This is a genomic window from Synechococcus sp. MU1625 (assembly GCF_020514205.1).
GTDB lineage: Bacteria > Cyanobacteriota > Cyanobacteriia > PCC-6307 > Cyanobiaceae > Parasynechococcus.
This window is the reverse complement of sequence record NZ_VTLA01000002.1, coordinates 22,183-46,729: the sequence shown is the minus strand read 5'-3', so window position 1 is coordinate 46,729 and position 24,547 is coordinate 22,183. Positions and strand designations below refer to the sequence as shown.

Here is a 24,547-nt window from a genome sequence, read left to right as displayed (position 1 = left end):
AAAAGGGCCTACCGTGCCCTCATCATCCATCGTCTTCCATGCCGTTCCTGCTTGCCATGGATCTCCCGGTTGGCAGCCAGGTGCCGTTTGAGACCAATCCTCAGCTGCCTCTGGATCCGATTCAGCTTGCGGTTCCTCTGGAAATCGATGAGGGAGACGTGGAGAGCTTTGATCCGGTGGCACGTGCTGGAGATCTGGCTGCATCGTTGCCCCGCCAGTGGTGCGGCACGTTTGAACCCTTTGATGGCAATTCCACCGTTGATGTCACCTTGGACATCACCCAACTGACGGCGTTGGGCCAGATGGTTGATATACGGGGAACGATGACCTTTGGGTCCGTCACCACACCGGTTCAGGGCAACTTGCACGCCAAGTCGGATCAGCTTGATCTCATTCCCTTGGCGGATCCCTTAATCGCTGGCCTCGAGCCCGGAGGTGTCTTCCTCGGCCTGCAAGGTTTTAGTCCCACCGGTTGGCAGGCTCCTCGCCTGGTGAATGTGGCCAACCCCAGCACCGGGGTTGGCGGTCGTCTTGCGATGACCAGCAGCTGCCAAGACGAGATTCCCGTTCAGCCTCTTTGGTGATGTAATCACCCTTCAGTTCATCCGACGCTTGAGTTTCTTCAGCCCTTTCTTCGCTGTGGCGTTCTCAGGTTCGATACTGAGTGTCTGCTCATAAAGCGAGATCGCCTCAGTGTCTTCCAACAACTTTTCCTGGGCAAAAGCCAGGTTGTTGAGGGCAACGGGATAGTCCTTTTTGGCCTTCAGCGCCAGCTTGTAGTGCTTGGTGGCACCGGAATAGTCCTTTTGCGCAGCCAGAGCAAAGCCAAGAGCATTTTCAATCAGCGCGCGAGCCTCATCTGGTTCACCACTCAGGCGTTTCAGTGCCTGCTTGAGGGTGGCAGCCGCTTGTGGGTACAGCCGTTTGCGCAGTTGCACGGATCCGAGCTCATAAAGATCCGATGCCTGCCGAGATGAGGCCGTGTCAGATTTTTCGAGTTCGATCAGTCGTGCTTCGTCACGTCGCACACGAAAAAATTGTCGGCCCACCACCACCGCAACGATGGCAAGTAGGCCGACCAGGCCCAGCAGGTAGGTCTGGGGCAGCAGGTTCACAGTTGGAGATCAGCTCTTGGCTGCAGCCACCACGTTGGTGAAGCTGCCTGGGTCAACGACCGCTAGCTGAGCCAGCATCTTGCGGTTCAGGCGCACATCCGCCTTCTTGAGTCCGCCCATCAGCCGGCTATAGCTCACGCCATTCAACCGAGCGGCTGCGTTGATACGGGCAATCCAGAGGCGACGGAAGTCGCGCTTGCGACGACGACGATCGCGATAGGCATTGCAGAGGGCTTTCATCACCCGCTGGTTTGCTGTGCGGAACAGAGTTCCGTTGCCACCACGGAAGCCACGGGCCAGCCGCAGAATTTTGTTGCGGCGTTTACGGGCGACGTTGCCTCTCTTGACGCGGGCCATGAGGTTGGAAGGGTTGGATCAGGTCTTGTTGAACGGTCTCGTCTGAGCAGCTTTGCTCAGGCGTAGGGCATCATCAGGGTCACGCGCTCTTCATCGGTGCGATCCACCACAGCCTTGGTGGCCAGATGACGCTTCTGCTTAGGGGTTTTGTGGTCCAGCAGGTGGTTCCGGAAAGCGCGACGACGCAGAAATTTGCCAGTGCCGGTTGCTTTGAACCGCTTCGCGGCAGCTTTGCGGGTCTTCAGCTTGGGCATTGGTCTGCTCGTTCGGGCACAAACGACAACAATACTTCCCGACGTGCCCCCCACGGAATGATTCGGTTCCTGACGCTCACATTGCTTCTTTGTATGGGTCTGGGCTGCAAGGCCCGTGAAGACGTTGCAACTCAGTCACCCGCCGCGGTCGAGCCTGCTGCCGTTGAACCGATTCAGCTCCCCACCCACCGCTCCATCGCTGACCCACCGCCGATTGAGGGCCCTGAACCGGTGCTCTGGGTGGCGTTGGAGGACCATCTGGGTGCCGCTGCAACAGCGGCGCCGCTGAATCTCCGTGCCTTCTCAGGATCGCTCACCCTTCGGGATGCAACGGGGGAGCAACGCAGCGGATCGGATTTTGCGATCACCTGGCGAAGCGTGCCCTTGGGCACTCCGTTTCCGTTGGCCCGCCGGATTGCAGGCCCCTACGCCAGCTTTGAATCGGCGGATCGTGTCGCCTCCCGTTGGCGTGCTTTGGGAGTTGAAGCGGAGGTCGCCCATCCCGGGGAATGGGAGGTCTGGGCGCCAGAAGGGGGCCCGGTTCCAGAGGGTCTCGCTGTGCGCGATTGGCAAGGCACGCTCACCAGCACCGTCGAACCGGTATTGCAAACGCCGGAGGGGGTACGCACGTTGCAGGGTCCTGTTTCGATTGAGGCGTCCGATGGACTGTTCTGGGCAGGTGGACGCTTTCAGGGTCCCTTCCGCTTGCAACGGGATGCCTACGGCAGTTGGTCCCTGGTGGAGCAAGTGCCGGTGGAGCGTTATCTGGAGGGGGTGGTTCCCCATGAGATTGGAGCCGGTTCACCGATGGCAGCGTTGCAGGCCCAGACCGTTTTGGCGCGCACCTGGGCCTTGGCGAATAGCCATCGCTTCAGCATCGATGGCTATCACCTCTGCAGTGACACCCAGTGCCAGGTTTATAGCGATCCCCGCCATGCGGGAGCTGCTGTGCGCGAAGCGATTGCGGCCACCCAGGGAAAGTTGCTCAGCCTGAATAACCAACCGATCAGTGCGGTGTATCACGCCACCAATGGCGGGATCATGGCCGCCGGCCCGGAAGCCTGGGCGATGCAGCCCACCACCTACCTGCGTCCGAAACCGGATGGGGATGAGGGCTGGAGCAGTCGTCATCCCTTGCCGCTGCAGCAGCGCCAGGCGGTGCAGGCGTTGCTGGCGGATCGCTCCGGGGCCTATGGCCAGCAGCACCCCCGCTTCCGCTGGACCCGAACCCTCTCTGGTCAGAGTCTGCGTCAGGCCCTCGGAGCAGCGGCAGAACCGCTGGCTTCTCCCTTGCAGCTGCAGGTTCTGGAGCGGGGTGCCAGCGGCCGTGTGCTGGCGTTGCAGATTTCCGGCAGCGGCGATGCTTCACCGGTCACCCTCAGGTTGGATGCCATCCGTCGCACCCTCCGGACACTTCCCAGCACCCTGTTTGTGCTGGAGCCTCAGGGGGCTGAACGCTGGCTGGTGCTGGGCGGTGGCTTCGGCCATGGGGCCGGTTTGTCGCAGGCGGGTGCGATCGATTTGGCCTGGCGGGGCTGGTCTGTGGAGCGGATCCTGCGCCATTACTACCCAGGGACTGTCTACGGCCCGCTCTCAACAGTTGTGCAGTCCCCTTAAAGTCCTGCCACCTGGGCAGCTGGATGAGCTCGAACGCCACCTCTGGTGATCACCGACGGGTGAAGTCGGCCGCGTTCCTGTTCGCTTGTGGATGCGCTGGTGCAGCTCCCCATTGGCTTGACCCTGCCCGCTCGCTCTGGCCTGCCATCAGTCTTGCTCTGATGCTTGGCGGGTATGGCTTGCGTTCCGTGATGCGTGGGCAGCTGACACGTGGTGCAGCGGATGCCGTCCCGGCAATGGATCCGGGGCAGCTTCCCAGCCTGGATGTGGTGGTGGCCGCCCGGGACGAAGAATCTGTGGTGCAGCGTTTGGTGGAACGCCTCACATCGCTGCGCTATCCATCCGGACAACTCACCACCTGGGTGATCGACGACGGCAGTGTGGATCGCACGCCTGAGTTGCTGGACAACCTGGCTGCCGAGCACCCGGGACTCAATGTCATCCATCGCCAGCGCAATGCCGGTGGTGGCAAGTCGGGTGCTCTCAACACCGCCTTGGATCGCCTGAGTGGCGATTGGCTGCTGGTGCTTGATGCGGATGCCCAATTGCAGGAGGACCTGCTCGAGCGCCTGGTGCCCTACGCGCTCGATGGTGGCTGGTCAGCGGTGCAGCTGCGCAAGGCCGTGATTGATGCAGATCGCAACTGGCTGACCCGATCCCAGGCGATGGAGATGGCCCTGGATGCGGTGATCCAGTCGGGGCGTCTGGCCAATGGAGGTGTGGCAGAGCTGCGGGGGAACGGCCAGTTGATCAAGCGTTCGGTGCTGGAGGCCAGCGGCGGTTTCAACGAAGACACCGTGACCGATGATCTTGATCTCAGCTTCCGCCTGTTGACCCATGGGGCTTTGGTAGGACTGCTGTGGGACCCCCCGGTTCAGGAAGAGGCAGTCCCCGGTCTCCAGGCCTTGTGGAAGCAACGGCAACGCTGGGCGGAAGGAGGATTGCAGCGTTTCTTCGATTACTGGCCGGTGCTGACGTCGGCCCAGCTCAGTGTTCGCCAGCGCTGGGACCTGATGGCGTTTTTCCTGCTCCAATACGCCCTGCCGGTGGTGTCTTTCGCTGACCTTTGCGCGGCTTTGATCACCCGAAGCGTTCCGGTGTACTGGCCCTTGTCGGTGGTGGCGTTCAGCGTTTCGGGTCTGGCGTTTTGGCGTGGTTGTCGCAGTGGGAGCGCGGGGCCGGCGATTCCAACCGCGGGCCCGGTGAATCTCCTGGTGGCCATTGCCTACCTGGGCCACTGGTTTGTGGTGATTCCCTGGGTGACGTTGCGGATGTCGCTGCTCCCAAAACGTTTGGTTTGGGCCAAAACCAGCCACGGCCATGACCATCCGGTACAGGCCTGACGCAGCCCCTTTTTGTTGCGTGCCCTAGGTGGGAGCCCGATCACCCGCCTTCACTTCAGCTGATTTCATCAACGTCGAGAACTTGACCATTGAAGAAGTCCGCCAGATTGCGGGCCTGACGATCCAGGCCTGAAGGTGGGCTGGGTTGAGGGTTGGTTTCCGTTGGAGCAGGTGCCGGCTTTGGTTGCACCGGCTCGGGTTGCGTGCGCGGCAGTTCCGGTGCAACAGGCTGAGCTGATGTTGGTGACGGTTGTGTTGGAGCAGGTGCCGGTGCCGGTTGTGTTGGTGCTGGAGGCTCGACTGCTGCTGGCGGTGTTGCGATCGGCGGAGTTGCGATCGGTGGAGTCGCAATCGGCGGTGTTGTGATCGGTGGTGGCATGGCGCTGTTGCTGGCTTCCAGGATCAGCTGCCTCGAGCCACCGAGAGCTGTGGCCACCGCCTGTTCCAGCAGTGATGCCCGGCTCTGCACCATCCCCATCCAGTTGCCAGCCACCTGCACAACTGCGCGGTTGGCATCCAGTCGCACCAGTTGCGCTTGCTGCGAGAGCAACATCCGGGTGGAGGGCAGTTCGAGGCTGCCAAGGATCTGTTGCCACAGTTCGGGCAGGTTGGTGCTGGGCGACGGCGCAGGGCTGGAGACCGTTGGCAGTTCCGGTGATGCCGCAGGTGCCGGTTTTGGACTGGCGGTCGGTGCCTCGGTTGGGGTTGGTGCGGCGGCGGGAGCTGGCACTGGAGCTGCGATCGGAGTCACAGCGATTGCTGGTGTCGTCGCTGGTTGTGTTTTGGGCGGGGCTGCGGTGATGTGCTGAGCAGCTACCGGTTCCGCCAGCAACCCCAGCAACAGCACTTCCAGCCAAAGCCGAGGTTGCACACTTTGGCGCAGTTGTTGCTCGCTGCCCCGCAGTTGGGCTTGCCATTGCAGCAAGTGGGCTCTGCCCATGGTCTTCGCGAGGGCGGGTAGCTGATCGCGGAACTGGGGCGAAACGCTGGTGAGCTCCAGCCGATCTGGAGCGGCAGCCATCAGCACCAGATCCCGCAGCATTCCGGCCAGACCTTGCAGCACGGCCCCAGGATCCCGGCCCCGGTCCAGCAGGTTGCGGGTCGCCTCCAGCAGTTGCACCGGTTCGGCGCTGCTCATGGCCCCCACCAGCTCCAGCAGTTCCTGTTCGGGCACCGCGCCCAGTAGATCCCACACCGCAGCGGCTTCGATCGGTGGCGGCAGCAGGCTCAGTTGGTCCAGAAGGCTTTCCGCATCCCGCAGGCCTCCCTGGGACCGCTGGGCCACCACGTGAATGGCTTCGGGTTTGATGTCGATCGCTTCCTGTTCGGCGATCCAGCTCAGATGTTTGTTGAGGGCATCGAGCGGGATCCGCCGGAAATCGAAGCGTTGGCAGCGGCTGAGGATCGTTGGCAGCACCCGTTGCGGATCGGTGGTGGCGAGCACGAACACCACCTGTGGAGGTGGTTCCTCCAGGGTTTTCAGCAGGGCGTTGAAGGCTGCGGTGGAGAGCATGTGGCACTCGTCCACCACATACACCTTCCAGCGGGCCTGCACCGGTGCGAAACGGGAGCGTTCGATCAGTTCACGGATGTTGTCGACACCGGTGTTGGAGGCGGCGTCGATCTCGATCACATCCAGGGCTGTGCCTGCGGCAATCGTTTTGCACAGCTCGCAGGTGCCGCAGGGTTCGGGCGTTGGCCCGTCGCTGTTCAGGCAATTGAGCGAGCGGGCCAGGATGCGGGCGCTGGAGGTTTTGCCGGTGCCGCGGGGGCCACTGAACAGGTAGGCCGGGGCAATCCGATTGCTGGTAAGGGCGTGGCCCAGGGTGGCGGCGATCGCCTCCTGACCCACCAGCTGATCAAAGCGCTGGGGCCGGTATTTGTGATGCAGCGGCTGGTAGGCCGAACTCATGCGCCGCGAGCGTTGAAAGGAGATTACTCAGAGGATTCGGAGCCTGGCAGCGCGGGGCGCTGTTCCAACAGGGCATCAATTCGTTGTTTGAGGTCTTCCACGGCCGCCAGCTCATCCGCAAGGCTCTGACCCGTGAGCAGCAGCCGGCGGTCCGTCCCATCTCCTGCCCGTTCCAGGAGGCCCTCCAATTTGCCCAGCAGCGACAGGCGCAGGCGTTCCAGTTTCTCCACACCCCGCCTGGCCATCGCGCGGGCATCGTCATCGAGCAGGCCCCGTTGCACCAGGAGTTCCAGCCCACGCATCAGGGCGGAAGACATCAGACCGCTCCAGTGACGTCCCCGCTCCAGCACCGAGTCCACCTGGCCGCTGCGATGGCGCCCGGTTTTGCACCAGGTGGCGAAGTGCTCGCAGTTGTTGAACAGCAGGTTGTAATCCTGTTCACCCAGGCGCCCCATGGCCCGGCGCAGGGTTACCCCCACCGGCGAAGCACCGGGATGGCTGATCACCCGCAGTGGTTGACCTCGACTGAACTCCTCCAACGGGCTGCGCAGGATTTCACGCCCCTCCAGGTAGTGGGCGACGGTTCCGTCGCCGAGGTCGATGCCGTGATGGTTGAACAGGCCGTGCTGACGCGGCACCTCCAGGTGGTCAGCGGCAGCCAAGGGCTCAGGCGGTCTTCTGTTGTTCCGTGCCAGGCAGGGGGAGCACCTTGCCGCCGGTGTGTTCTTCCACCATCGCCCGGGTCACGGTGAATTCCTTCACGGATGTCTGCGAGGGGAGGTCGTACATCAAATCGAGCATCAGTTCTTCGACGATGCCGCGCAGAGCTCGGGCGCCGGTCTTGCGCCGGTGGGCCTCTTGGGCGATCGCCTCGATGGCGTCATCGGCGAACTGGAGTTGCACGTTGTCCATGCTCAGCAGGGTGCGGAACTGCTTCACCAGGGCATCGCGGGGCTCGGTCAGGATCGATTGCAAGGCGCTTTCGTCCAGGGGTTCGAGCACGGCACTCACCGGCATCCGGCCGATGAATTCCGGGATCAAGCCGTAGCGCACCAGATCATCCGGCTCCATGTGACGCAGCACATGGGCGGCTTGCAGGTCGCGATTGGCCCGACTGCGTCCGCGGCCATCGCTGGGCATGAAGCCGATGGCGTTGCGGCCCATCCGTTTCTGCACCACGTCCTCGAGGCCGACGAAGGCACCGCCGCAGATGAACAGTATCTGGCTGGTGTCGATCTGGATGCAGTCCTGGTAGGGGTGCTTGCGGCCACCCTGGGGCGGCACGTTGGCCACGGTGCCCTCCAGCATTTTCAACAGGGCCTGTTGAACACCTTCGCCGGAGACATCCCGAGTGATCGAGGGGTTCTCGCTCTTGCGGGCGATTTTGTCGATCTCATCGATGTAGATAATGCCCCGCTGGGCCTGGTCCACATCCATGTCGGCCTTCTGCAGTAGCCGCAGCAGGATGTTTTCCACGTCCTCACCCACATAGCCCGCTTCGGTGAGGGTGGTGGCATCGGCCACGGCGAAGGGAACATCCAGCATTTCGGCCAGGGTCTGGGCCAACAGCGTTTTGCCGCAGCCGGTGGGTCCGATCAGCAGGATGTTGCTCTTGTGCAGGCGGGTGGCGGTCTCCTCGGTTTCGCCGTTGCCATCGCCTTGCCAGGCCAGGCGCTTGTAATGGTTGTAAACCGCCACCGACATCACCTTTTTCGCGGCGTCCTGGCCGACCACCTGTTCATCCAGGAAGCTCTTGATGTCCTGAGGCCGGGGAATGGAGGCCAGCGTTGGGGCGGGTTTACTGCTCTTGCGCGCGGCAGGTGCGGCCTTGCGGCTCTGCTCGTGGCTGTGACGTGGATTGCCTTGGCCATCCACCAGCTCCTCATCGAGGATCTCGTTGCAGAGATCGATGCATTCATCGCAGATGTAGACGCCGGGTCCGGCGATCAGCTTGCGCACCTGATCCTGGGATTTCCCACAGAACGAGCACTTCAGATGGGCGTCGAACTTGGCCATCGAACGCTGGGCACCACACAGGAGAACAACACAGGAATCAACCGATGGCGTCTCCCTGAACACACAGGATCGAGAACGGAAGCGCTTCTGTCAGCTCTCCGTAATGATTCCTCCGTCCCCGGAACTGTCCACCACGCGATCGATCAGGCCGTATTCAACCGCTTCTGCTGGAGAAAGGAAGTAGTCGCGGTCGGTGTCTTCTGAGATCTTGTCGAGGGGCTGGCCGGTGTGGTCGGCCATGAGTCCGTTCAAGGTCTCCTTCAGATACAGAATTTCCTTCGCCTGAATTTCAATGTCCACCGCCTGCCCCTGGGCGCCACCGAGGGGTTGGTGGATCATGATCCGGGCATTGGGCAAGGCGAGACGCTTGCCTTTGGTGCCTCCGGAAAGGAGAAACGCTCCCATGCTGGCGGCAAGGCCGTAGCAGATGGTCACCACGTCCGGGGCCACCTGCTGCATCGTGTCGTAGATCGCCAGTCCTGCTGTGACTGAGCCGCCCGGCGAGTTGATGTAGATCTGAATGTCCTTCTCTGGGTCCTCAGCTTCGAGGAACAGCATCTGCGCGACTAGAGCATCGGCGACGGCGTCATCCACACCGGTGCCGAGGAAGATGATCCGCTCCCGCAGCAGGCGGGAATAGATGTCAAAGGCCCGGTCGCCGCGACCGGACTGTTCCACAACCGTGGGTAGAGGCCCCGGTGCCGAGACGGGCATGGCGGCCCGCCAGCGGTTCTGGATGGGGTGGTGACTGCGGGCGTCGATCACGCGATCGGTGTGCGGTGAAGTTGGCTCAATCTATGGGCGTTGCTCAGTCCTTGGCGTCCGCCTTGGACTTGGTTTTGGCGGGGGCCTTCTTGCCGGCAGCCTTTTTCTTGGCTGCTGGAGTGCCGTCATCTGCCGCCGGGGCCTTTTCGGTGAGCGTGCTGTTCTCCTCGAGCCAACCCATCAGACGGTCCTGCATCAGGTCATCCATCACGGCCTGCCGCAGGCGTTCCGGATCGATTTTGGCCTCGTTGGAGAGTTCTTTTTTCACCTCTTTGATCTTGGCGTCAACGTCCTTGTCGTCGAGCTTGATCTCCTCCGCTTCAGCCAGGGCGGTGAGGGCAAAACTGCGGCGCAGCCGTTCCTCGGCCTCTGGGCGGGAGTTCTGCATCAGGTTGCGCACCAGATCTGGCGTGAACAGAGACTTCACATCCATGCCCTGCTGGGCGAACTGGGCTGCCGTCTGCTCCAGCAGGTTGCGGCTCTCCTGCTGAATCAGGGCTTCGGGTAAGTCCACTTCGAGCTGCTCGACCAATGCGGCGACGAGCGCATCGCGGCGGTTGCTGGTCTGGCGCCGTTCGGCGTCGTCCTTGAGCCGCTGCTCGAGATCTTTGCGCAGATCTGCAAGGGTTTCCTGCTCGCTGGCCTGCTTGGCGAAGGCGTCATCCAGGTCGGGCAGTTCGCGGGTCTTGAGGTCCTTGAGCTCGATCTCGAAGGCGGCCTTGCGTCCGCGCGCGTCCTCCTTCGGATAGTCCTCGGGGAATTGGCAATCCACGGTTTTGTTGTCGCCGACTTTCATGCCGATGACCCCCTCGATGAAGCCCGGGATCATCCGGCCGTTTTCCAGGTCGACATCCATGGAATCGGCACTGCCCCCCTCGATTTCGCTGCCGTCATCGCTGTAGGTCCCTTTGAACCCAAGCACCGCGATGTCACCGTTCTGCGCGGCACGATCTTCCACGGGAACGACCGTGGCCATTTGCTTGCGGGAGTCCTCGATCATCTCGTCGACACGGGAGGCGTCGTAGGCGACGGTTTCGAATTCCGCCTTCAGCCCTTTCGTGCTCTTCAGTTTCGGCGTCGGAGCGACGTCGGCTTCCAGGGTGAAGGTGAGTTCCTTGCCGGGCTCAAAGCTTTCCAGCAGCCCATCGAAGCCACTGCTCAGATCGGGCTGGCTGATCGGCTCCAGGGATTCCTGCTGAATGGCGTCCCGCCAGGCGCCATCAATCAACTGTTCCAACGCTGTGGCTTTGATTCGCACACCTCCCAGCTGCTGAACCAGCACCGTGCGCGGCACCTTGCCCTTGCGGAAGCCCGGCAGGTTGATGCTGCGGCTGAGACTGGTGATCGCGTCTTCGTAACTCGTTTTGCAGCGCTCCCCAGGAACGGTGACCGTCACCGCCAGACGGCTGCTTGGGCGGGCTTCGGTGGTCACCTTCAGGGCTGCAGCGCTCATGGGGGAAGGGAAAGGGCAGCCAAGCACTGTATGCAACGGTTGAACTGGGCCTGGATCGGTAAGCTGAGCCCGTCGCACCATCGGCATCACGTTCTCTACGTAGTGATGTCGGTTCCGAAAGTCGACGGGTTTTCGTTCAGATCGTTCACTCCACCGCTTGTCTTCGACCCTTCCCAGCCGTCCTCTCAATGTTGCTGTTCTTGGTGCCAGCGGTGCTGTTGGCCAGGAATTGCTGCTGCTGCTTGAAGAACGCCGTTTCCCTGTTGGCGAGCTGAAGCTGCTGGCGTCGGCCCGCTCTGCCGGTCAGACCCAAGCCTGGAATGGCCGTGTTCTCACGGTGGAAGAGGTGTCGGCTCAGTCGTTCGAAGGGGTTGACTTGGTGCTCGCCTCCGCCGGTGGCTCCGTTTCAAAGCAGTGGCGTGATGCGATCACGGCTGCAGGTGCGGTGATGGTCGACAACTCCAGCGCCTTTCGCATGGAGCAGGGGGTTCCCCTGGTGGTGCCGGAGGTCAATCCCGATGCGGCCTTCGCCCACAAGGGGGTGATCGCCAATCCGAATTGCACCACGATCCTGCTCACCTTGGCCTTGGCCCCTCTGGCCGCGAAGCGAGCGCTGCGCAGGGTTGTCGTGAGTACGTATCAGTCCGCCAGTGGCGCCGGCGCCAGGGCGATGGAGGAGCTGAAAAATTTGTCCCAGACCGTGTTGGATGGGGGAACCCCCAAGGGTGAAGTGCTGCCTTACTCCCTGGCCTTCAATCTCTTTCTGCATAACTCACCGCTCCAGGCGAACAGCTACTGCGAGGAGGAGATGAAGATGGTCAACGAGACCCGCAAGATCATGGGTCTGCCGGATCTGCGTTTCACAGCGACCTGTGTGCGGGTGCCTGTACTGCGGGCCCATTCCGAAGCAGTGAACATTGAGTTCGAGTCTCCTTTCCCTGTTGAGGAGGCACGTGAGCTACTGGCCGCTGCCCCTGGTGTTGAGTTGATTGACGACCCGGCGGCGAACCGCTTCCCCATGCCGACAGACGTCACCGGTCGCGATCCGGTGGCGATCGGCCGGATCCGTCAGGACATCAGTGATGCAAACGCACTGGAGCTCTGGTTGTGCGGTGATCAAATCCGCAAGGGAGCGGCGCTCAACGCCGTTCAGATCGCTGAACTGTTGATCCAGAAGTCATGACACGTACCGCCACCCTCTCCCCAACACCCTTCGGTCGTGTTGTCACCGCCATGGTGACCCCCTTTGATGCCAGCGGTGCTGTGGATCTGACCTTGGCGGGTCAGTTGGCACGCCATCTCGTGGAGCAGGGTTCCGATGGATTGTTGGTGTGTGGCACCACCGGCGAGTCGCCGACCCTTAGCTGGCAAGAGCAGTTGCAACTGCTGCAGGCCGTTCGCGACGCCGTCGGCAACGACGCCAAGGTGTTGGCGGGCACCGGCAGCAACTCCACAGCGGAGGCAATAGAGGCCACCCAGCAAGCAGCGGCAGCCGGCGCCGATGGTGCTCTCGTGGTTGTGCCCTACTACAACAAGCCTCCCCAAGAGGGCCTAGAGGCCCATTTCCGTGCCATCGCTGAGGCGGCTCCTGAGTTGCCGTTGATGCTCTACAACATCCCCGGCCGCACCGGCTGCAGCATCGCTCCGGCCACGGTGGCGCGGCTGATGGACTGCCCCAATGTAGTGAGTTTCAAGGCCGCCAGCGGTACCACCGAAGAGGTCACGGCGCTGCGCCTGGCCTGCGGTCCGCAGTTGGCGATCTACAGCGGCGATGACGGCCTCACCTTGCCCATGCTCGCCGTGGGTGCTGTTGGTGTGGTGAGTGTGGGCAGCCATGTGGCGGGCCCCGAGATACGCGCCATGATCGAGGCCTATCTGAATGGCGACGGTGCCTCCGCACTCGCCCTGCACGACGCTCTCATTCCTCTGTTTAAGGCTCTGTTCGCCACCACCAATCCGATTCCTGTCAAGGCTGCTCTCGAACTCAATGGCTGGTCTGTCGGTGCTCCCCGTCCACCTTTGTGCCCTCTTTCTGACGACATGAAACGTTCCCTCTCCATCGCCATGGCCGCCCTTCGTCAGACCTAGCCCGGTCCGGCTTATCGGCTTACGCAATCCGTTCTTCTTCAACTCTTTCTATGGCCAACAACGCGCGATCCAGCAAGGGGCAAGAGCCTTGTCTTCGGGTGATCCCCCTGGGTGGACTGCATGAGATCGGCAAGAACACCTGTGTGTTCGAGTACGGCGATGACCTGATGCTGGTGGATGCAGGTCTGGCTTTCCCCAGCGATGGCATGCACGGGGTGAATGTGGTGCTGCCCGACACCAGCTTCCTGCGCGAGAACCAGAAGCGGATCCGCGGCATGATCGTCACCCATGGTCATGAAGACCACATCGGTGGCATTGCTCACCACCTCAAGCACTTCAACATTCCGGTGATCTATGGGCCGCGGCTGGCCCTCTCGATGCTGACCGGGAAGATGGACGAAGCGGGGGTGAGAGACCGCACCACCCTGCAGACCGTCGGTCCGCGCGATGTGGTGAAGGTGGGTCAGCACTTCTCGGTGGAGTTCATCCGCAACACCCACTCGATGGCCGACAGCTTCACGCTGGCCATTTCCACACCGGTGGGAACCGTGATCTTCACGGGTGATTTCAAGTTCGACCACACCCCGGTCGATGGTGAAAACTTCGACATGGCACGGCTCGCCCACCACGGTGAAAAGGGGGTCTTGTGTCTGTTCAGTGATTCCACCAACTCGGAAGTTCCTGGCTTTTGCCCTCCTGAGCGCTCCGTGTTCCCCAACTTGGACCGCCACATCGCCAATGCCGAGGGTCGGGTCATCGTGACCACCTTCGCCAGCTCGATCCATCGGGTGTCGATGATTCTGGAGTTGGCCCTGAAGAACGGCCGCAAGGTGGGGCTTCTGGGCCGCTCCATGCTCAATGTGATCGCCAAAGCCCGGGAACTGGGCTACATGCGTGCGCCGGATGAGCTGTTTGTGCCGATCAAGCAGATCAATGATGTGCCCGATCGTGAAACGCTGCTGCTGATGACCGGTAGTCAGGGCGAGCCACTGGCAGCCCTGAGCCGCATCTCCCGCGGTGAACATCCCCAGGTGAGGGTGAAGACCACCGACACGATCATTTTCTCAGCCAGCCCGATCCCCGGGAACACGATTTCCGTGGTCAACACGATCGACAAGCTGATGATGCTGGGCGCCAAGGTCGTGTACGGGAAAGGCGAGGGCATTCATGTCTCCGGCCATGGCTTCCAGGAAGACCAGAAATTGATGCTGGCCCTCACCCGGCCCAAGTTCTTCGTGCCGGTGCACGGTGAGCACCGGATGCTTGTGCAGCACTCCAAAACCGGCCACTCCATGGGGGTTCCGGTCGACAACACCTTGATCATCGATAACGGTGACGTGGTGGAGCTCACTCCGGATTCGCTCCGCAAGGGCAATGCTGTGAAGGCAGGCATTGAGCTGCTGGACCAATCCCGCAACGGCATCGTTGACGCCCGTGTTCTGAAGGAGCGCCAACAGTTGGCGGAAGACGGCGTGGTGACGATCCTGGCGGCGATCAGCACCGATGGCGCCATGGTGGCTCCGCCGCGGGTGAACCTGCGGGGTGTGGTCACCACGGCGGATGCCCGCAAGATGTCCTTGTGGACCGAGCGGGAAGTCACCTGGGTGCTCGAAAATCGCTGGAAGCAGCTCTGCCGCAACACCGGTGAGAAGGCACCGGAAGTGGATTGGATGGGTGTGCAGCGTGAGGTGGAGGTGGGCCTCGGCCGGCGGATGCGCCGTGAACTGCAGGTGGAGCCACTGATCCTGTGCCTGGTGCAGCCAGCTCCTGGTGGCACGCCCGTTTACAAGGGTCGCGCCGATGCTGAGCCCGATGATCGTCCGGCACCGCGCGGTCGCGGTGGTCGTGGAGGTGGTTCCCCCTATGGCCGTCGTAACGGTGGTGGTGGAACACCCGCTCCTGTGCGCACCAATCAGGGCAATGGCAACGGCCGTTCTGGCTCACCAACGCCGGCCCCCGTCCGTGCGGCGGCAGCAACAGCAACCGCTGTGGTCGAGAAAGTGACTCCCCAACCGGTTGTCGAGAAAGCTGCTGCTGCTCAACAGCCGGTCGAAGCGGAGATGCCTGCAGGGCGCACCCGTCGTCGTCGTTCAGCGGCCAGCTGAGCGGGCGAAGGCCCCTTTGATCCTGTTCATTAGCCCCATCGGCTCAGTCGAGTCGGTGGGGCTTTTGATTGCAGGTTGAAGTTGTCTGCGGAGCCACGATTTCTCCAGGAGATCCTTGGCTGCAGGCTCCTGGGTTGTGGGCTCGATCTCGTCGCTCGGTGGCTGATCCGCTGGCTCGGTTGTGATCTCTGGTTCCAGGGTGACCGCAGGCTCTGGGGTTGGGGCCGGAGCTGCAGTGGGCGTGGGCTGAGGTTCCTCGTCACTGGGCAACCACGGCATCGCCGTGACCACATGGGGCTGTACTGGACTGGCTTGATCGGCATCCGAGGTCAGGAAGGGATCCTTCAGCAGGTCTGGGAGGACGACATCGGTTGCAGGTGTCGTCGTTGCTGCGCTGACGCTGTTCTGCGACCGGCAGAGCTCCAGCCCTTGTTCCGCGAGGGCCGCCAGGGTGGCCTCCGGTTCACTGTCCAGCACCCGTTGGTAAGAGAGGGCGGCTTGCTCCTGTTGCTGGAGTCCATGCAGCTGGATGTGACCCAGGAGCAACGCCACCACAGCCCGCCATCCCAAGACGAGGCTTTGGTCTTGCTCGTCTGATGCGCTTTGGAGTTGATCCCACAACTCCGAGGCCAGGTCATGAGCCTCGGGGTAATCCCCGAGGCCGTAGGCCCGTTCCGCTGCTTGGTAGTGCTGCTCGAAATCGGCGTCCACGCTTGGGGTTCCGGTACCCCAGTTGTAGACCTTCAGCTGGCGTCGTGAGGTGATGGGGTGCCTTGGGCTGAGTGACGTTCATCACCACCCAGTCCGAACCCGGTGTGCACCACTTGGAGGGCCTCGACGCCAGCCTCTTCTGCCACCACGCAGCTGGTTCTGATTTCACTGGTGGCGATCAGGCCGATGTTGATGCCTGCATCCGCCAGAGCACGGAACATGCGCCCCGCTGTTCCTGGCGTTGCCGGCATCCCAGCACCGACGGCACTCACCCGTGCAATGGCCTCGCCGTCTTCCAGGGCGGCACCCGGCCACTGGGCCAGCAGGGGGGCTAGGGCTACATCGGCACGGGCGCGGTCGTCCTTGCGCAGGATGAAGGTGATGTCCCGTGATCCGTCGCTGTGTTGTCGTTCCGATTGAACGATGGCATCCAGGCTGATGCTGTTGTCGGCCAGGGCTGAACACAGCGACGCTGCGGTGCCGGGTCGATCGGGCACGTGGCGAACACTCAGTTGCACCTGGTCGCGGTCGAGGGCGACGCCGCGCACTTCCGGTTCTCCACGGCCGTTGTTGGTGGGATTGATGCGGATTTGCGATTCCTCAAGGTCGAAGGCGTCCCGCACCGCTTGAACAGCTTTGCTGCCGGCACTGGATTCGATCACGCAGCTCACCTTCACTTCACTGGTGGCGATCAGTCGAAGGTTGATGCCCTGTTGACACAGGCAGTTGAACAGGTTGGCGGCAATGCCCGGTCGCCCCATGATCCCGGCCCCGCTGATGCTGAGCTTCGTCAGCCCTCCTTCTGCTGCCAGATCGCCGCCCAGTTGATCCAGAACTTTCTGGCTTATGCCGCGGGCCAGCTCGAGATCCGCCTCGGCCACCGTGAAGGTGATGTCATTGCTGCTGCCCTCATGGGTGGCCTGAATGATCAGGTCCACATTGATTCCCCCGTCGGAGAGGGTTTCGAACAGTCGTGCGGCAATGCCGGGCTGATCGGGGATATGGGAGAGGGCGAGCACGGCCTGTCCGTCCACTTCCTCCATCCCATCCACGGGACTGCCGAGCTCCAGGCCGTTGGTGCTGATCGGACGGGCTGGTCGGCTGGTGAGCCGGGTGCCTGGGGCATCGCTCCAACTGGATCGCACCACAAGATTCACGCCGTAGTTGCGGGCGATTTCAACTGCTCGGGGATGCAGCACGGAGGCCCCAAGGCTCGCGAGTTCCAGCATTTCGTCGCAGCTGATCGTGTCCATCAACTGGGCATCCGGCACTTTGCGCGGGTCGGTGCTGAGAACACCCGGAACGTCGGTGTAGATCTCGCAGGCATCGGCACCCAAGGCTGCCGCCAGGGCCACTGCGGAGGTGTCGGAGCCCCCGCGTCCGAGGGTGGTGATTTCGTTGAGGCCATCACTGCTGGTGCTGGTGCCCTGGAACCCGGCGACCACCACCACCTGGCCAGCAGCGAGGCGGTTGCGGATTCGGTCGGTGCGAATCCCGAGAATCCGAGCTCGGCCATGGGTGGATTCCGTGGCGATGCCCACCTGCGGGCCGGTCATCGACGTTGCACTGACCCCTTGGGCGTTTAGGGCCATGGCCAGCAAGGCGATCGACACCTGCTCACCACTGGCCAGCAGCATGTCCATCTCCCGCTGGGTGGGGCTGGAGGTGATGGCGTTGGCCAGACCCGTCAGTTCGTCGGTGGTGTGGCCCATGGCGGAGACCACCACGACCACGTCGTGCCCCTCCTCACGGCAGCGTCCGATGCGATCGGCCACCGCCTTGATGCGTTCCACGCTGCCGACGGAAGTGCCCCCGAATTTCTGCACCAGGAGGGCCATGGTCTGGGCTTCAGCAACGCTGGATTTTCTCACCTGGCGGGCAGCGATCAGCCCAGCAGTCCGTCGCGGAAGGCATCGCCTGGCTGGGCGCCGCGTTTCAGCCGTGCCTCCACCTCCAGCAGGCGCCCGAGCAGGGAGAGGAAGCGTTTGGCCGGGCGACCTTGCAGCTGCTTGCGCATTACATAAATGCGTTTGGGGTTGCCGATCCCGGCGGCCTTGGCAATCACCGCCACATCCCGCTCCCCTTGCTGTTCCAGCAGGCTCACCCAGAGCCAACCCCGGATCTGACCGGTGAGGGTGGCCACAATGCGCAGAGCTGGTTCCCCGGCTTCGATGAGGGCATCCCAGCGGGCAATGGCCTCGCCGGGGTTGCCCTCCAGCAGCGCATCGCCCACGGCCAGAGCATTGGTTGAGCGACCCCCCACCAGCTCCTGAACCCGCGCAGCGGAAATGGTGGTGCCGCGCAGGGAAAGCTTGCGCAGTTCCGATTCGAGTCGGGCGCTGTCGGTGCCGATGGCCTCCACCAGGGCATCGATGGCATCGGGGTCGACCTGCAGGCCCAGGGCCTCGGCAGTGCGTTGCACTAATTGGCGCTGACCATTGCCATCCCAGGCGGCTGGCAGCGGGAAGCTCTGTTCCTGATCGAGCCCGGTTTTGATCCGCTTCTGCAGGGTTTTGGTGGTTCGCAGGCGACCATCCGGTTTGGCAGGGTTCACCAGCACCAGGTGGCTGGTGTCGGGGATGAGCTCAAGGGCGGCTTCAAACCGGTCGGCCAGTTCACTGGGACAGCCGTTGCAGAACGGACTGCGCTGCAGCAGCACCAGCCGTTCGCCCGTGGCGAAGGGAGGGGTGCGGGCCTCCTCGAGGGCCTGCAGGGCTTGACCAGCGTCTGCCCCATCCAGGCGGCTGAGGTTGAGGCTGCTCCAGCTGGGGTCGACCACCTGGCCGATCAGAGCCTCGATGGCCCGGTCCCGCGCGGCGGCGTCATCACCCCAGAGCAGATGGATCGGCATGGGTTGATGATGGCGTGGATGGCCCAGGACCACCCGATCTTCACCGAAAGCATCCGGCGGATCCATGCGGCTCTGGGCGACACGGGCTTGCCTCCGCTGCAACAGCAGGTGCTGGAACGGCTGGTGCACAGCAGTGGTGATCTCTCGCTCGGGCCCCTGCTGCAGTTCAGCGAGGGGGCCTGTGAGCAGGGGGTGGAGGCGCTGAGGCAGGGGGCCCCGATCCTGACGGATACCGCGATGGCAGCGGCAGCGGTGGCCCCGATGGCCCAACGCACCCTCGGCAGCGCGGTGCACACGGTGTTGGAGTGGGCTCCAGAGCTGGCACCGCAGGGTTCGACGCGCACGGCCGCTGGCATGGAGCAGGCCTGGACGACGCTCGCGGTGGCGTCACCCGCTCCAGTGGTGCTGATCGGTAGTGCACCGACAGCTCTGGAGGTGCTGTTGCAGCGGGTGGCGGCTGGGGCCCCGGCCCCCAGCCTGGTGATCGGCATGCCGGTGGGCTTCGTGGGGGTGGCGGAAAGCAAGAGTCATCTGGCGGCCAGCGGCCTGGCGCAGATCCGCTTGGAGGGCAGTCGTGGGGGCGCGGGTCTGGTGGCGGCGGCGGTCAATGCCCTGCTTCGCGCTGCTGCAGCATCAGCTCCGCCCCCTTCCAGCTGAGCTGCCAGCCCCCCGGACAATCGGCTGAACCTCCGGGTGCACCGCGTTTCAGGCGCTGGCTGAGCTGCTCCAATTGGGCGGCCGGCAAGGGTGGCACCCCCTGCTGCTGCAGCCATTGCGCCAGCAGCAGGCGGCGGGTGGCCGGGTTCAACGCCCCCAGGCCGCGGCGGTTTAGCCCGGCTGGGGTTTGCAGAAGCTCCAGGGCCATCCGGCTTAGTTCGGTCTGACTGTCCCGCACGTGGGACACCCGTTCGGCCAGATCGCTCATCCGCAGACTGCAGCCCGGATGCAGTTGCTCCAGGACGGGCAGCACCTCTTGACGGATCCGGTTGCGGGCGAAATCAGGGGATTGGTTGCTCGGGTCCTCCCAGATCGGCAGGGCCAGGTCTTGGCAGATCTGCAGGGTGTCGTGGCGTTGCAGGTGCAGCAGCGGTCGGCGAAGGTGGGGACCCTCCGCACTCAGGGGGCGGACGCTGGGCAGTGCCGCCAGCCCGGCGAGGTCGCTACCGCGGGCTAGCTGCAGCAGCACCGTTTCAGCCCGGTCGCTGGCGGTGTGGCCGGTCACCACATCGGCGCCTGCTTCGCGGGCCCGCTGCGCCAGCCGTTCATAACGCCACTGCCGGGCCGTGGCTTCGCTGGGCACTTGCCCCGGCACCGCCTGATCCACCTGGAGGGGCAGCTGGCGCTGTTGGCACCAGGCCCTCAGTTCGGCGGCGATCCGGCTGGAGCCGTCGTGCCAGCGGTGATCGCCGTGCCAAAGGCTCAGGCTCCAGCCATGCAAGGGCGCCAGATCCTGCAGCAGAGCCAGCAGGGCCATGGAGTCCTGCCCGCCGGAGACTGCCAACAGCAGGGCGCTCTCCTGCGGTAGCAGCTGCGGCTGCTGAAGCAGGCGCCGGTGCAGGCGGTCATGCCAGGACGTCCAGCCCAAGGAAGAGGGTGCGTTTCCCCCACGGTGTGAGAATTGGGGCATTGCTGTCCAGTCCCCCATGACCCGTCTTCAGCAGCTGCCCGCTTCTCTGCAGCGCAGCCTCGAGCAGCGCTCTGCGCTCAAGGTGATCGCTGGCCTGATGAATTTTGATGCCGCCAGCGTGGAGCGGGTTGCCCGTGCAGCAGGGCGTGGCGGTGCTGATCTGATCGATGTGGCCTGCGACCCCGCCCTGGTGCGCCTGGCGATCGAGGCCTCCGGTGGAGTTCCGGTATGTGTGTCGTCGGTGGAGCCCGAGCAGTTCCCCGCGGCCGTGGCGGCCGGTGCATTGATGGTGGAGATTGGCAATTACGACGCCTTTTATCCCCAAGGTCGGATTTTTAATGCCGCTGAGGTGCTGGAGCTCACCCGCCGCACCCGCCAACTGCTGCCCAACGTTGTGTTGAGCGTCACGGTGCCCCACGTTTTGCCGATGGATGAGCAGGAACAGCTGGCCATCGATCTGGTGGCGGCCGGTGCCGATCTGATCCAGACCGAGGGCGGCACCAGTGCCAAGCCCTTCAGCGCCGGTCACCTCGGCCTGATCGAGAAGGCTGCTCCCACCCTGGCGGCGGCCCACAGCATCAGCCGTGCTGTCGACGTGCCCGTGCTTTGTGCTTCGGGGCTCTCGGCGGTGACGTTGCCGATGGCGATTGCCGCCGGTGCCGCCGGCGTGGGCGTCGGTTCAGCGGTGAACCGCCTCCAGGATGAGCTGGCGATGCTGGCTGTGGTGCGCGGTCTGCGCGACGCCTTGGGCAGCGCTGTCGCGACCCGTGTCTGAGCCTGATCAGCCGCTGAGCGGAGCACTTTTCCCCTTCATGGTGTGAAGAGTGCTCAGCTCGCTCTCGGGAGCAGCGGCTCTCGTGTGAAAATCGACCCCTGACTTCCAGTTCCATGCAGTTCATCAACACGCTGACCGTTCTGGCCCTGGTGGTGGCGTCTTTTGCCTTGATCGTTGCGGTGCCGGTGCTGTATGCCTCCAGTGAGGACAGCGGCCGTTCCAACCGACTGATCCTGTTGGGCAGTGCTGTTTGGGTCGCCCTGGTGCTGCTCAACTGGGGTGTGAGCTTCTTCGTCGTCTGATTTCGTCTATCAGCCGCAACCGGCGGGTGCCACGATGGCTGAGATTCAGTCGGCACCTTCCCAATGGCCACGTTCGAAGGACGTTTCTCTGACGCAGCTGGTCTGCGCGTCGGCATCGTCGTGGCTCGTTTCAACGATCTCGTCACCGCCAAGCTGCTGAGCGGCTGTCTCGACTGCCTCAAGCGCCATGGCGTGGATGTGTCGGAGACCAGTTCACAGCTCGATGTGGCCTGGGTGCCGGGTTCATTTGAACTGCCGATCGTGGCCCAGCAGATGGCCCGCTCCGGTCAGTACCAGGTGCTGGTCACCCTGGGTGCCGTGATCCGTGGCGATACCCCCCATTTCGATGTGGTGGTCGCAGAAGCCAGCAAGGGCATTGCAGCAGTGGCGCGCGACACCTCCGTGCCCGTGATCTTCGGGGTGTTGACCACCGACACGATGCAGCAGGCGCTGGAGCGGGCTGGCATCAAGAGCAACCTGGGTTGGAGCTACGGCCTGGAAGCCCTTGAGATGGGCAGCCTGATGCGCGCGTTGCCTTCGGCTTGATGCTTCAGGCCGCCAGCTGATCCAGCACCTGACGAGCCCGTTGCACGACAGGCTTGGGAACGCCGGCTAACCGCGCCGCTTCGATGCCGTAGCTGCGGCTGGCGCCGCCGGACTGCACCTGGTGGAGGAACACCAGGTCGTCGCCGGTTTCTTCCACCAGCACCTGGAAGTTGGCCACGTTGTCGCGTTCGGAGGCCAGGTTATTGAGCTCGTGATAGTGGGTGGCGAACACCGTGCGGCTGCCCAGATCGCCTGCCAGGTGCTCGCTCACGGCCCAGGCAATAGAGAGGCCATCGAAGGTGGCGGTACCCCGCCCGATCTCATCCAGCAGCACCAGAGAGCGCTCAGTGGCGTGGTGAAGGATGTTGGCGGTTTCGGCCATCTCCACCATGAAGGTGGACTGGCCGGCGGCCAGATCATCCACGGCACCCACCCGGGTGAAGATCCGATCGGCAATGCCGACGCTGGCAGAGCGGGCCGGCACCCAGCTGCCGATCTGAGCCATCAACTGGATCAGGCCGATCTGGCGTAAATAGCAGCTCTTGCCACTGGCGTTGGGGCCCGTGAGCACCACCAGATCAGTGCCCTCACCGAGCTGCACATCATTGGGGGTGAAGGCGGTTTCCACCAGCCGTTGCTCCACCACCGGATGGCGGCTGGCCTCCAGCTGCAGCCCACGGCTGTCGGTGATGCTGGGGGCGCAGTAGCCACCGCTGGCGGCCACATCGGCCAGGCCGGTGAGGGCATCAAGGGCGGCAACGGCGCGGGCCGCCTGGCGGATCGGGGCGGCCATGGCTCCCACCTGCTCGCGCAGCTGGCAGAACAGCTCGTATTCCCGCTGGCAAGCTCGGGCCCGCAGCTGGAAGATGCGGCCCTCCCGCTCCTTGAGATCCGGGGTGATGAAGCGTTCCTCGTTGGCCAGGGTCTGGCGCCGGATCCAGTGGTCCGGCACGGCTGTGGCCTTGGCTTTGCTCACCGCCAGGAAATAGCCGAAGGTGCGGTGGTGCTGCAGCTTCAGGGTGCTGATGCCACTGCGTTGGCGCTCCTGCTGCTCCTGATGGCTGAGCCAGGCGTCCTGATCGTCCAGCTGGTTGCGCAATCCATCCAGCAGCGGGTCGACCCCGTCATGGATCAGATCGCCTTCCGAGAGCGATAGGGGCGGTGCCTCCACCAAGTTGTGGCGAATGGTCTGGGCCAGTTCGGCCAGGGCCGGATCGGGGGTCAGCAGCTGCTGCAACCAGTCGGGGCCCTCGCTGATGGCAGCCTCCAGTCGTGCCGTGAGTTGGGGCAACCGCTCCAGACCATCGGCGATGGCCACCAGATCGCGGGCACCGGCATGGCCGGCTCCGGCCCGTCCAGCCAGCCGCTCCAGGTCGCCCATCGGCCGCAGCAGCTGGCGGATCGTCAGCCGCAGGCTGCGTTCGCCTACCAGGCTGCTGACCAGATCCTGGCGCTGTTGAATGGCCTCGCGGTCCATCAAGGGTGCTTCCAGCCAGCGGCGCAGGCAACGGCCGCCCATGGCGGTAAGGGTGCGATCGATGGCCCAGAGCAACGACCCCTGCAGCTGGTTGTCGCGTTGGGTGGCGGTGAGTTCGAGGTTGCGGCGGGTCTGGGCATCCAGCACCAGGGCATCGCCGCGGTGCACGATCGCCGGCACCTCCAGGGGAATGCGGCTGTCGTCCTCCAGGGGCTGGGTCTCCTGCAGGTAGCGCAGCAGGCCGCCGAGGGCCTGCAGGGCCAGGGGATGCTCCGGCAGGCCCAGGCCATCGAGGCTGCTGAGGCGGTAGTGCTGCTGCAGGGTGCGCTCCGCCTCGGCGGGGCTGAAGGGGGTGCTGGCCATCGGCGTCAGCCGCAGCCGTTCTGGGCACCAGGCCGGCCGGCCCGCGTCGTGGCCGGCGGCCCAGAGCAGTTCGGAGGCCTCCTGCTGGGCCAATTGCTGGTGCAGGGCGCTGCTCTCCTCCCGCTGCATCACCTGCACCTCGCCGGTGCTCACATCGGCGCTGGCCAGGCCCCAGCGCAGCGGTTGCTTGCCCTGGGGCGGCTCCACCACCACCGCCGCCAGCCAGTTGTTGCGGCGGGCGCTGAGCATGCCTTCCTCCAGCACGGTGCCGGGGGTCAGCACCCGGGTGATGTCCCGTTTGAGCAGGGCGCCCTTAGTGGGGGTGGTCTCCAGCTGATCGCAGAGGGCCACGCTGTAGCCCTGCTTGATCAGTTCGGCGCAGTAGCGCTCAGCGGCGTGGTGGGGGATGCCCGCCATCGGTACGCGGCCGATCGCCTTGCCGCCCTCCTTGCCCGTGAGGGTGAGTTCGAGCACCCGGGAGAGTTCGATCGCGTCTTCAAAGAAGCACTCGAAGAAGTCGCCGAGGCGGTAGAGCAGCACCCGCTCGGGATGGGCGGCCTTGAGCTCCACGTAGTGGCGCAGCATCGGCGTGAGCTGCTGCGGATCCAGTTGGCTGTGGTGGGCCCAAGCCGGTTCGTCGCTGCTGGGTTCGGGATCGTTGGCCCCTGGGCTGTCAGCACTGGTGTCGCTGGCGTTGGCCTGGCGCGTTCGGGGCCGGGCGGCGGCATCGGCCCCGAGCTCGTCGTCGCTGAGATCGTGGCTGGCCGCCTCAGGTCCGCTGTCGGGTGCAGTCGGCGTTGCTGGCTCGGGAGCGCCAAACAGATTGCCCTGCAGGGCGTCGTCAGGGGGCTGGGACGCGGACCGGGGCAT

Annotated in this window: 23 protein-coding genes; 10 read left to right on the top strand and 13 right to left on the bottom strand. The window is 63.8% G+C overall.

Going from position 1 to position 24,547, the window contains the following annotated elements; translation table 11 throughout:
• The first annotated feature begins 38 nt into the window (after positions 1–38).
• Entirely contained in the window at positions 39–584 is a 546-nt protein-coding gene (locus tag FZX13_RS06130) for a hypothetical protein (protein ID WP_226408460.1), read from the top strand.
• Between the two features lie 12 nt (positions 585–596).
• Here the strand turns inward: FZX13_RS06130 and FZX13_RS06125 are convergent, their stop codons facing one another.
• The 3 genes from FZX13_RS06125 to rpmI are packed head-to-tail and all read right to left on the bottom strand — an operon-like array spanning position 597 to position 1,726.
• Entirely contained in the window at positions 597–1,115 is a 519-nt protein-coding gene (locus FZX13_RS06125; protein WP_226408459.1) for a tetratricopeptide repeat protein, read from the bottom strand.
• 9 nt (positions 1,116–1,124) lie between these two features.
• Complete coding sequence (gene rplT / locus FZX13_RS06120) at positions 1,125–1,472, bottom strand: 50S ribosomal protein L20 (RefSeq protein WP_011363098.1); 348 nt, start codon at positions 1,470–1,472, stop codon at positions 1,125–1,127.
• Between the two features lie 56 nt (positions 1,473–1,528).
• A complete protein-coding gene (gene rpmI, locus FZX13_RS06115) occupies positions 1,529–1,726 on the bottom strand; it encodes a 50S ribosomal protein L35 (RefSeq protein ID WP_006852081.1) in 198 nt (65 codons plus the stop codon).
• A 57-nt stretch (positions 1,727–1,783) separates the two neighbouring features.
• On the opposite strand from rpmI, the gene FZX13_RS06110 reads away from it, so the two are divergent.
• Together FZX13_RS06110 and FZX13_RS06105 are read left to right on the top strand one after the other, a co-directional pair.
• The gene (locus tag FZX13_RS06110) at positions 1,784–3,343 is read left to right on the top strand and encodes a SpoIID/LytB domain-containing protein (RefSeq protein ID WP_226408457.1); all 1,560 of its coding nucleotides are present in this window, start codon (positions 1,784–1,786) and stop codon (positions 3,341–3,343) included.
• Positions 3,344–3,366: 23 nt separating this feature from the next.
• Positions 3,367–4,686: a glycosyltransferase family 2 protein gene (locus FZX13_RS06105; RefSeq protein WP_226408455.1), complete on the top strand. Its 1,320-nt coding sequence runs from the start codon at positions 3,367–3,369 to the stop codon at positions 4,684–4,686.
• Between the two features lie 55 nt (positions 4,687–4,741).
• On the opposite strand, the gene FZX13_RS06100 is transcribed toward FZX13_RS06105, so the two are convergent.
• From FZX13_RS06100 to tig, 5 genes are all read right to left on the bottom strand, one after another.
• Entirely contained in the window at positions 4,742–6,598 is a 1,857-nt protein-coding gene (locus FZX13_RS06100) for a DNA polymerase III subunit gamma/tau (RefSeq protein WP_226408453.1), read from the bottom strand.
• A 23-nt stretch (positions 6,599–6,621) separates the two neighbouring features.
• Positions 6,622–7,260 (bottom strand): lecithin retinol acyltransferase family protein, encoded by a 639-nt coding sequence (locus tag FZX13_RS06095; protein ID WP_226408451.1) that lies wholly within the window; start codon positions 7,258–7,260, stop codon positions 6,622–6,624.
• A 4-nt stretch (positions 7,261–7,264) separates the two neighbouring features.
• Positions 7,265–8,614: an ATP-dependent protease ATP-binding subunit ClpX gene (gene clpX / locus FZX13_RS06090; protein ID WP_226408449.1), complete on the bottom strand. Its 1,350-nt coding sequence runs from the start codon at positions 8,612–8,614 to the stop codon at positions 7,265–7,267.
• Between the two features lie 90 nt (positions 8,615–8,704).
• Positions 8,705–9,379, bottom strand: coding sequence for an ATP-dependent Clp endopeptidase proteolytic subunit ClpP (clpP, locus tag FZX13_RS06085; RefSeq protein WP_115024764.1), 675 nt, complete (start codon positions 9,377–9,379; stop codon positions 8,705–8,707).
• A 43-nt stretch (positions 9,380–9,422) separates the two neighbouring features.
• Positions 9,423–10,832: a trigger factor gene (gene tig / locus FZX13_RS06080; RefSeq protein WP_226408447.1), complete on the bottom strand. Its 1,410-nt coding sequence runs from the start codon at positions 10,830–10,832 to the stop codon at positions 9,423–9,425.
• Between the two features lie 157 nt (positions 10,833–10,989).
• On the opposite strand from tig, the gene FZX13_RS06075 reads away from it, so the two are divergent.
• Genes FZX13_RS06075 through FZX13_RS06065 form a run of 3 tightly spaced genes read left to right on the top strand, consistent with a single transcriptional unit; the run spans position 10,990 to position 15,025 of the window.
• Positions 10,990–12,015, top strand: a complete 1,026-nt coding sequence (locus FZX13_RS06075; RefSeq protein WP_226408445.1) for an aspartate-semialdehyde dehydrogenase — start codon at positions 10,990–10,992, stop codon at positions 12,013–12,015.
• On the top strand, positions 12,012–12,920 hold the full coding sequence (dapA, locus tag FZX13_RS06070; protein ID WP_226408432.1) for a 4-hydroxy-tetrahydrodipicolinate synthase: 909 nt from the start codon (positions 12,012–12,014) through the stop codon (positions 12,918–12,920). The genes FZX13_RS06075 and dapA overlap by 4 nt, the downstream gene beginning before the upstream one ends.
• A gap of 50 nt (positions 12,921–12,970) precedes the next feature.
• Positions 12,971–15,025 carry a ribonuclease J gene (locus FZX13_RS06065; RefSeq protein WP_115024767.1) on the top strand — a complete coding sequence of 685 codons (2,055 nt, stop codon included), beginning with the start codon at positions 12,971–12,973 and terminating at the stop codon, positions 15,023–15,025.
• On the opposite strand, the gene FZX13_RS06060 is transcribed toward FZX13_RS06065, so the two are convergent.
• Genes FZX13_RS06060 through holA form a run of 3 tightly spaced genes read right to left on the bottom strand, consistent with a single transcriptional unit; the run spans position 15,011 to position 18,587 of the window.
• On the bottom strand, positions 15,011–15,736 hold the full coding sequence (locus FZX13_RS06060; RefSeq protein WP_226408430.1) for a hypothetical protein: 726 nt from the start codon (positions 15,734–15,736) through the stop codon (positions 15,011–15,013). The genes FZX13_RS06065 and FZX13_RS06060 overlap by 15 nt on opposite strands.
• Before the next feature lie 32 nt (positions 15,737–15,768).
• Positions 15,769–17,574 (bottom strand): aspartate kinase, encoded by a 1,806-nt coding sequence (locus FZX13_RS06055; protein WP_226408811.1) that lies wholly within the window; start codon positions 17,572–17,574, stop codon positions 15,769–15,771.
• A 47-nt stretch (positions 17,575–17,621) separates the two neighbouring features.
• On the bottom strand, positions 17,622–18,587 hold the full coding sequence (gene holA / locus FZX13_RS06050) for a DNA polymerase III subunit delta (RefSeq protein WP_226408428.1): 966 nt from the start codon (positions 18,585–18,587) through the stop codon (positions 17,622–17,624).
• Positions 18,588–18,596: 9 nt separating this feature from the next.
• Here holA and FZX13_RS06045 point away from each other — a divergent pair, with 9 nt between their 5' ends.
• On the top strand, positions 18,597–19,244 hold the full coding sequence (locus FZX13_RS06045) for a precorrin-8X methylmutase (RefSeq protein ID WP_226408809.1): 648 nt from the start codon (positions 18,597–18,599) through the stop codon (positions 19,242–19,244).
• Here FZX13_RS06045 and tilS read toward each other — a convergent pair.
• Positions 19,192–20,172: a tRNA lysidine(34) synthetase TilS gene (gene tilS / locus FZX13_RS06040; protein WP_226408426.1), complete on the bottom strand. Its 981-nt coding sequence runs from the start codon at positions 20,170–20,172 to the stop codon at positions 19,192–19,194. The two genes, FZX13_RS06045 and tilS, sit on opposite strands and share 53 nt — an antisense overlap.
• Positions 20,173–20,230: 58 nt before the next feature.
• Between tilS and FZX13_RS06035 the strand changes: the two genes are divergently transcribed.
• The 3 genes from FZX13_RS06035 (at position 20,231) to ribH (ending at position 21,837) form a co-directional block, all read left to right on the top strand.
• Complete coding sequence (locus FZX13_RS06035) at positions 20,231–20,989, top strand: DUF561 domain-containing protein (RefSeq protein ID WP_226408424.1); 759 nt, start codon at positions 20,231–20,233, stop codon at positions 20,987–20,989.
• A 113-nt stretch (positions 20,990–21,102) separates the two neighbouring features.
• Complete coding sequence (psbZ, locus tag FZX13_RS06030; protein WP_006850156.1) at positions 21,103–21,291, top strand: photosystem II reaction center protein PsbZ; 189 nt, start codon at positions 21,103–21,105, stop codon at positions 21,289–21,291.
• 63 nt (positions 21,292–21,354) lie between these two features.
• Positions 21,355–21,837 (top strand): 6,7-dimethyl-8-ribityllumazine synthase, encoded by a 483-nt coding sequence (gene ribH / locus FZX13_RS06025; protein ID WP_115024771.1) that lies wholly within the window; start codon positions 21,355–21,357, stop codon positions 21,835–21,837.
• A 4-nt stretch (positions 21,838–21,841) separates the two neighbouring features.
• Here ribH and mutS read toward each other — a convergent pair whose 3' ends face one another.
• Entirely contained in the window at positions 21,842–24,547 is a 2,706-nt protein-coding gene (mutS, locus tag FZX13_RS06020) for a DNA mismatch repair protein MutS (protein WP_226408422.1), read from the bottom strand.

Bases quoted from the DNA above. Each gene is read 5' to 3' on its own strand.
- FZX13_RS06035 (WP_226408424.1), top strand. From the start codon at position 20,231: ATGACCCGTCTTCAGCAGCTGCCCGCTTCTCTGCAGCGCAGCCTCGAG.
- mutS (WP_226408422.1), bottom strand. From the start codon at position 24,547: ATGCCCCGGTCCGCGTCCCAGCCCCCTGACGACGCCCTGCAGGGCAAT.
- ribH (WP_115024771.1), top strand. From the start codon at position 21,355: ATGGCCACGTTCGAAGGACGTTTCTCTGACGCAGCTGGTCTGCGCGTC.
- FZX13_RS06130 (WP_226408460.1), top strand. From the start codon at position 39: ATGCCGTTCCTGCTTGCCATGGATCTCCCGGTTGGCAGCCAGGTGCCG.
- FZX13_RS06105 (WP_226408455.1), top strand. From the start codon at position 3,367: ATGAGCTCGAACGCCACCTCTGGTGATCACCGACGGGTGAAGTCGGCC.
- tig (WP_226408447.1), bottom strand. From the start codon at position 10,832: ATGAGCGCTGCAGCCCTGAAGGTGACCACCGAAGCCCGCCCAAGCAGC.
- dapA (WP_226408432.1), top strand. From the start codon at position 12,012: ATGACACGTACCGCCACCCTCTCCCCAACACCCTTCGGTCGTGTTGTC.
- clpX (WP_226408449.1), bottom strand. From the start codon at position 8,614: ATGGCCAAGTTCGACGCCCATCTGAAGTGCTCGTTCTGTGGGAAATCC.
- FZX13_RS06055 (WP_226408811.1), bottom strand. From the start codon at position 17,574: ATGGCCCTCCTGGTGCAGAAATTCGGGGGCACTTCCGTCGGCAGCGTG.
- rpmI (WP_006852081.1), bottom strand. From the start codon at position 1,726: ATGCCCAAGCTGAAGACCCGCAAAGCTGCCGCGAAGCGGTTCAAAGCA.
- psbZ (WP_006850156.1), top strand. From the start codon at position 21,103: ATGCAGTTCATCAACACGCTGACCGTTCTGGCCCTGGTGGTGGCGTCT.
- FZX13_RS06045 (WP_226408809.1), top strand. From the start codon at position 18,597: ATGGCGTGGATGGCCCAGGACCACCCGATCTTCACCGAAAGCATCCGG.
- FZX13_RS06110 (WP_226408457.1), top strand. From the start codon at position 1,784: ATGATTCGGTTCCTGACGCTCACATTGCTTCTTTGTATGGGTCTGGGC.
- FZX13_RS06100 (WP_226408453.1), bottom strand. From the start codon at position 6,598: ATGAGTTCGGCCTACCAGCCGCTGCATCACAAATACCGGCCCCAGCGC.
- rplT (WP_011363098.1), bottom strand. From the start codon at position 1,472: ATGGCCCGCGTCAAGAGAGGCAACGTCGCCCGTAAACGCCGCAACAAA.
- holA (WP_226408428.1), bottom strand. From the start codon at position 18,587: ATGCCGATCCATCTGCTCTGGGGTGATGACGCCGCCGCGCGGGACCGG.
- FZX13_RS06065 (WP_115024767.1), top strand. From the start codon at position 12,971: ATGGCCAACAACGCGCGATCCAGCAAGGGGCAAGAGCCTTGTCTTCGG.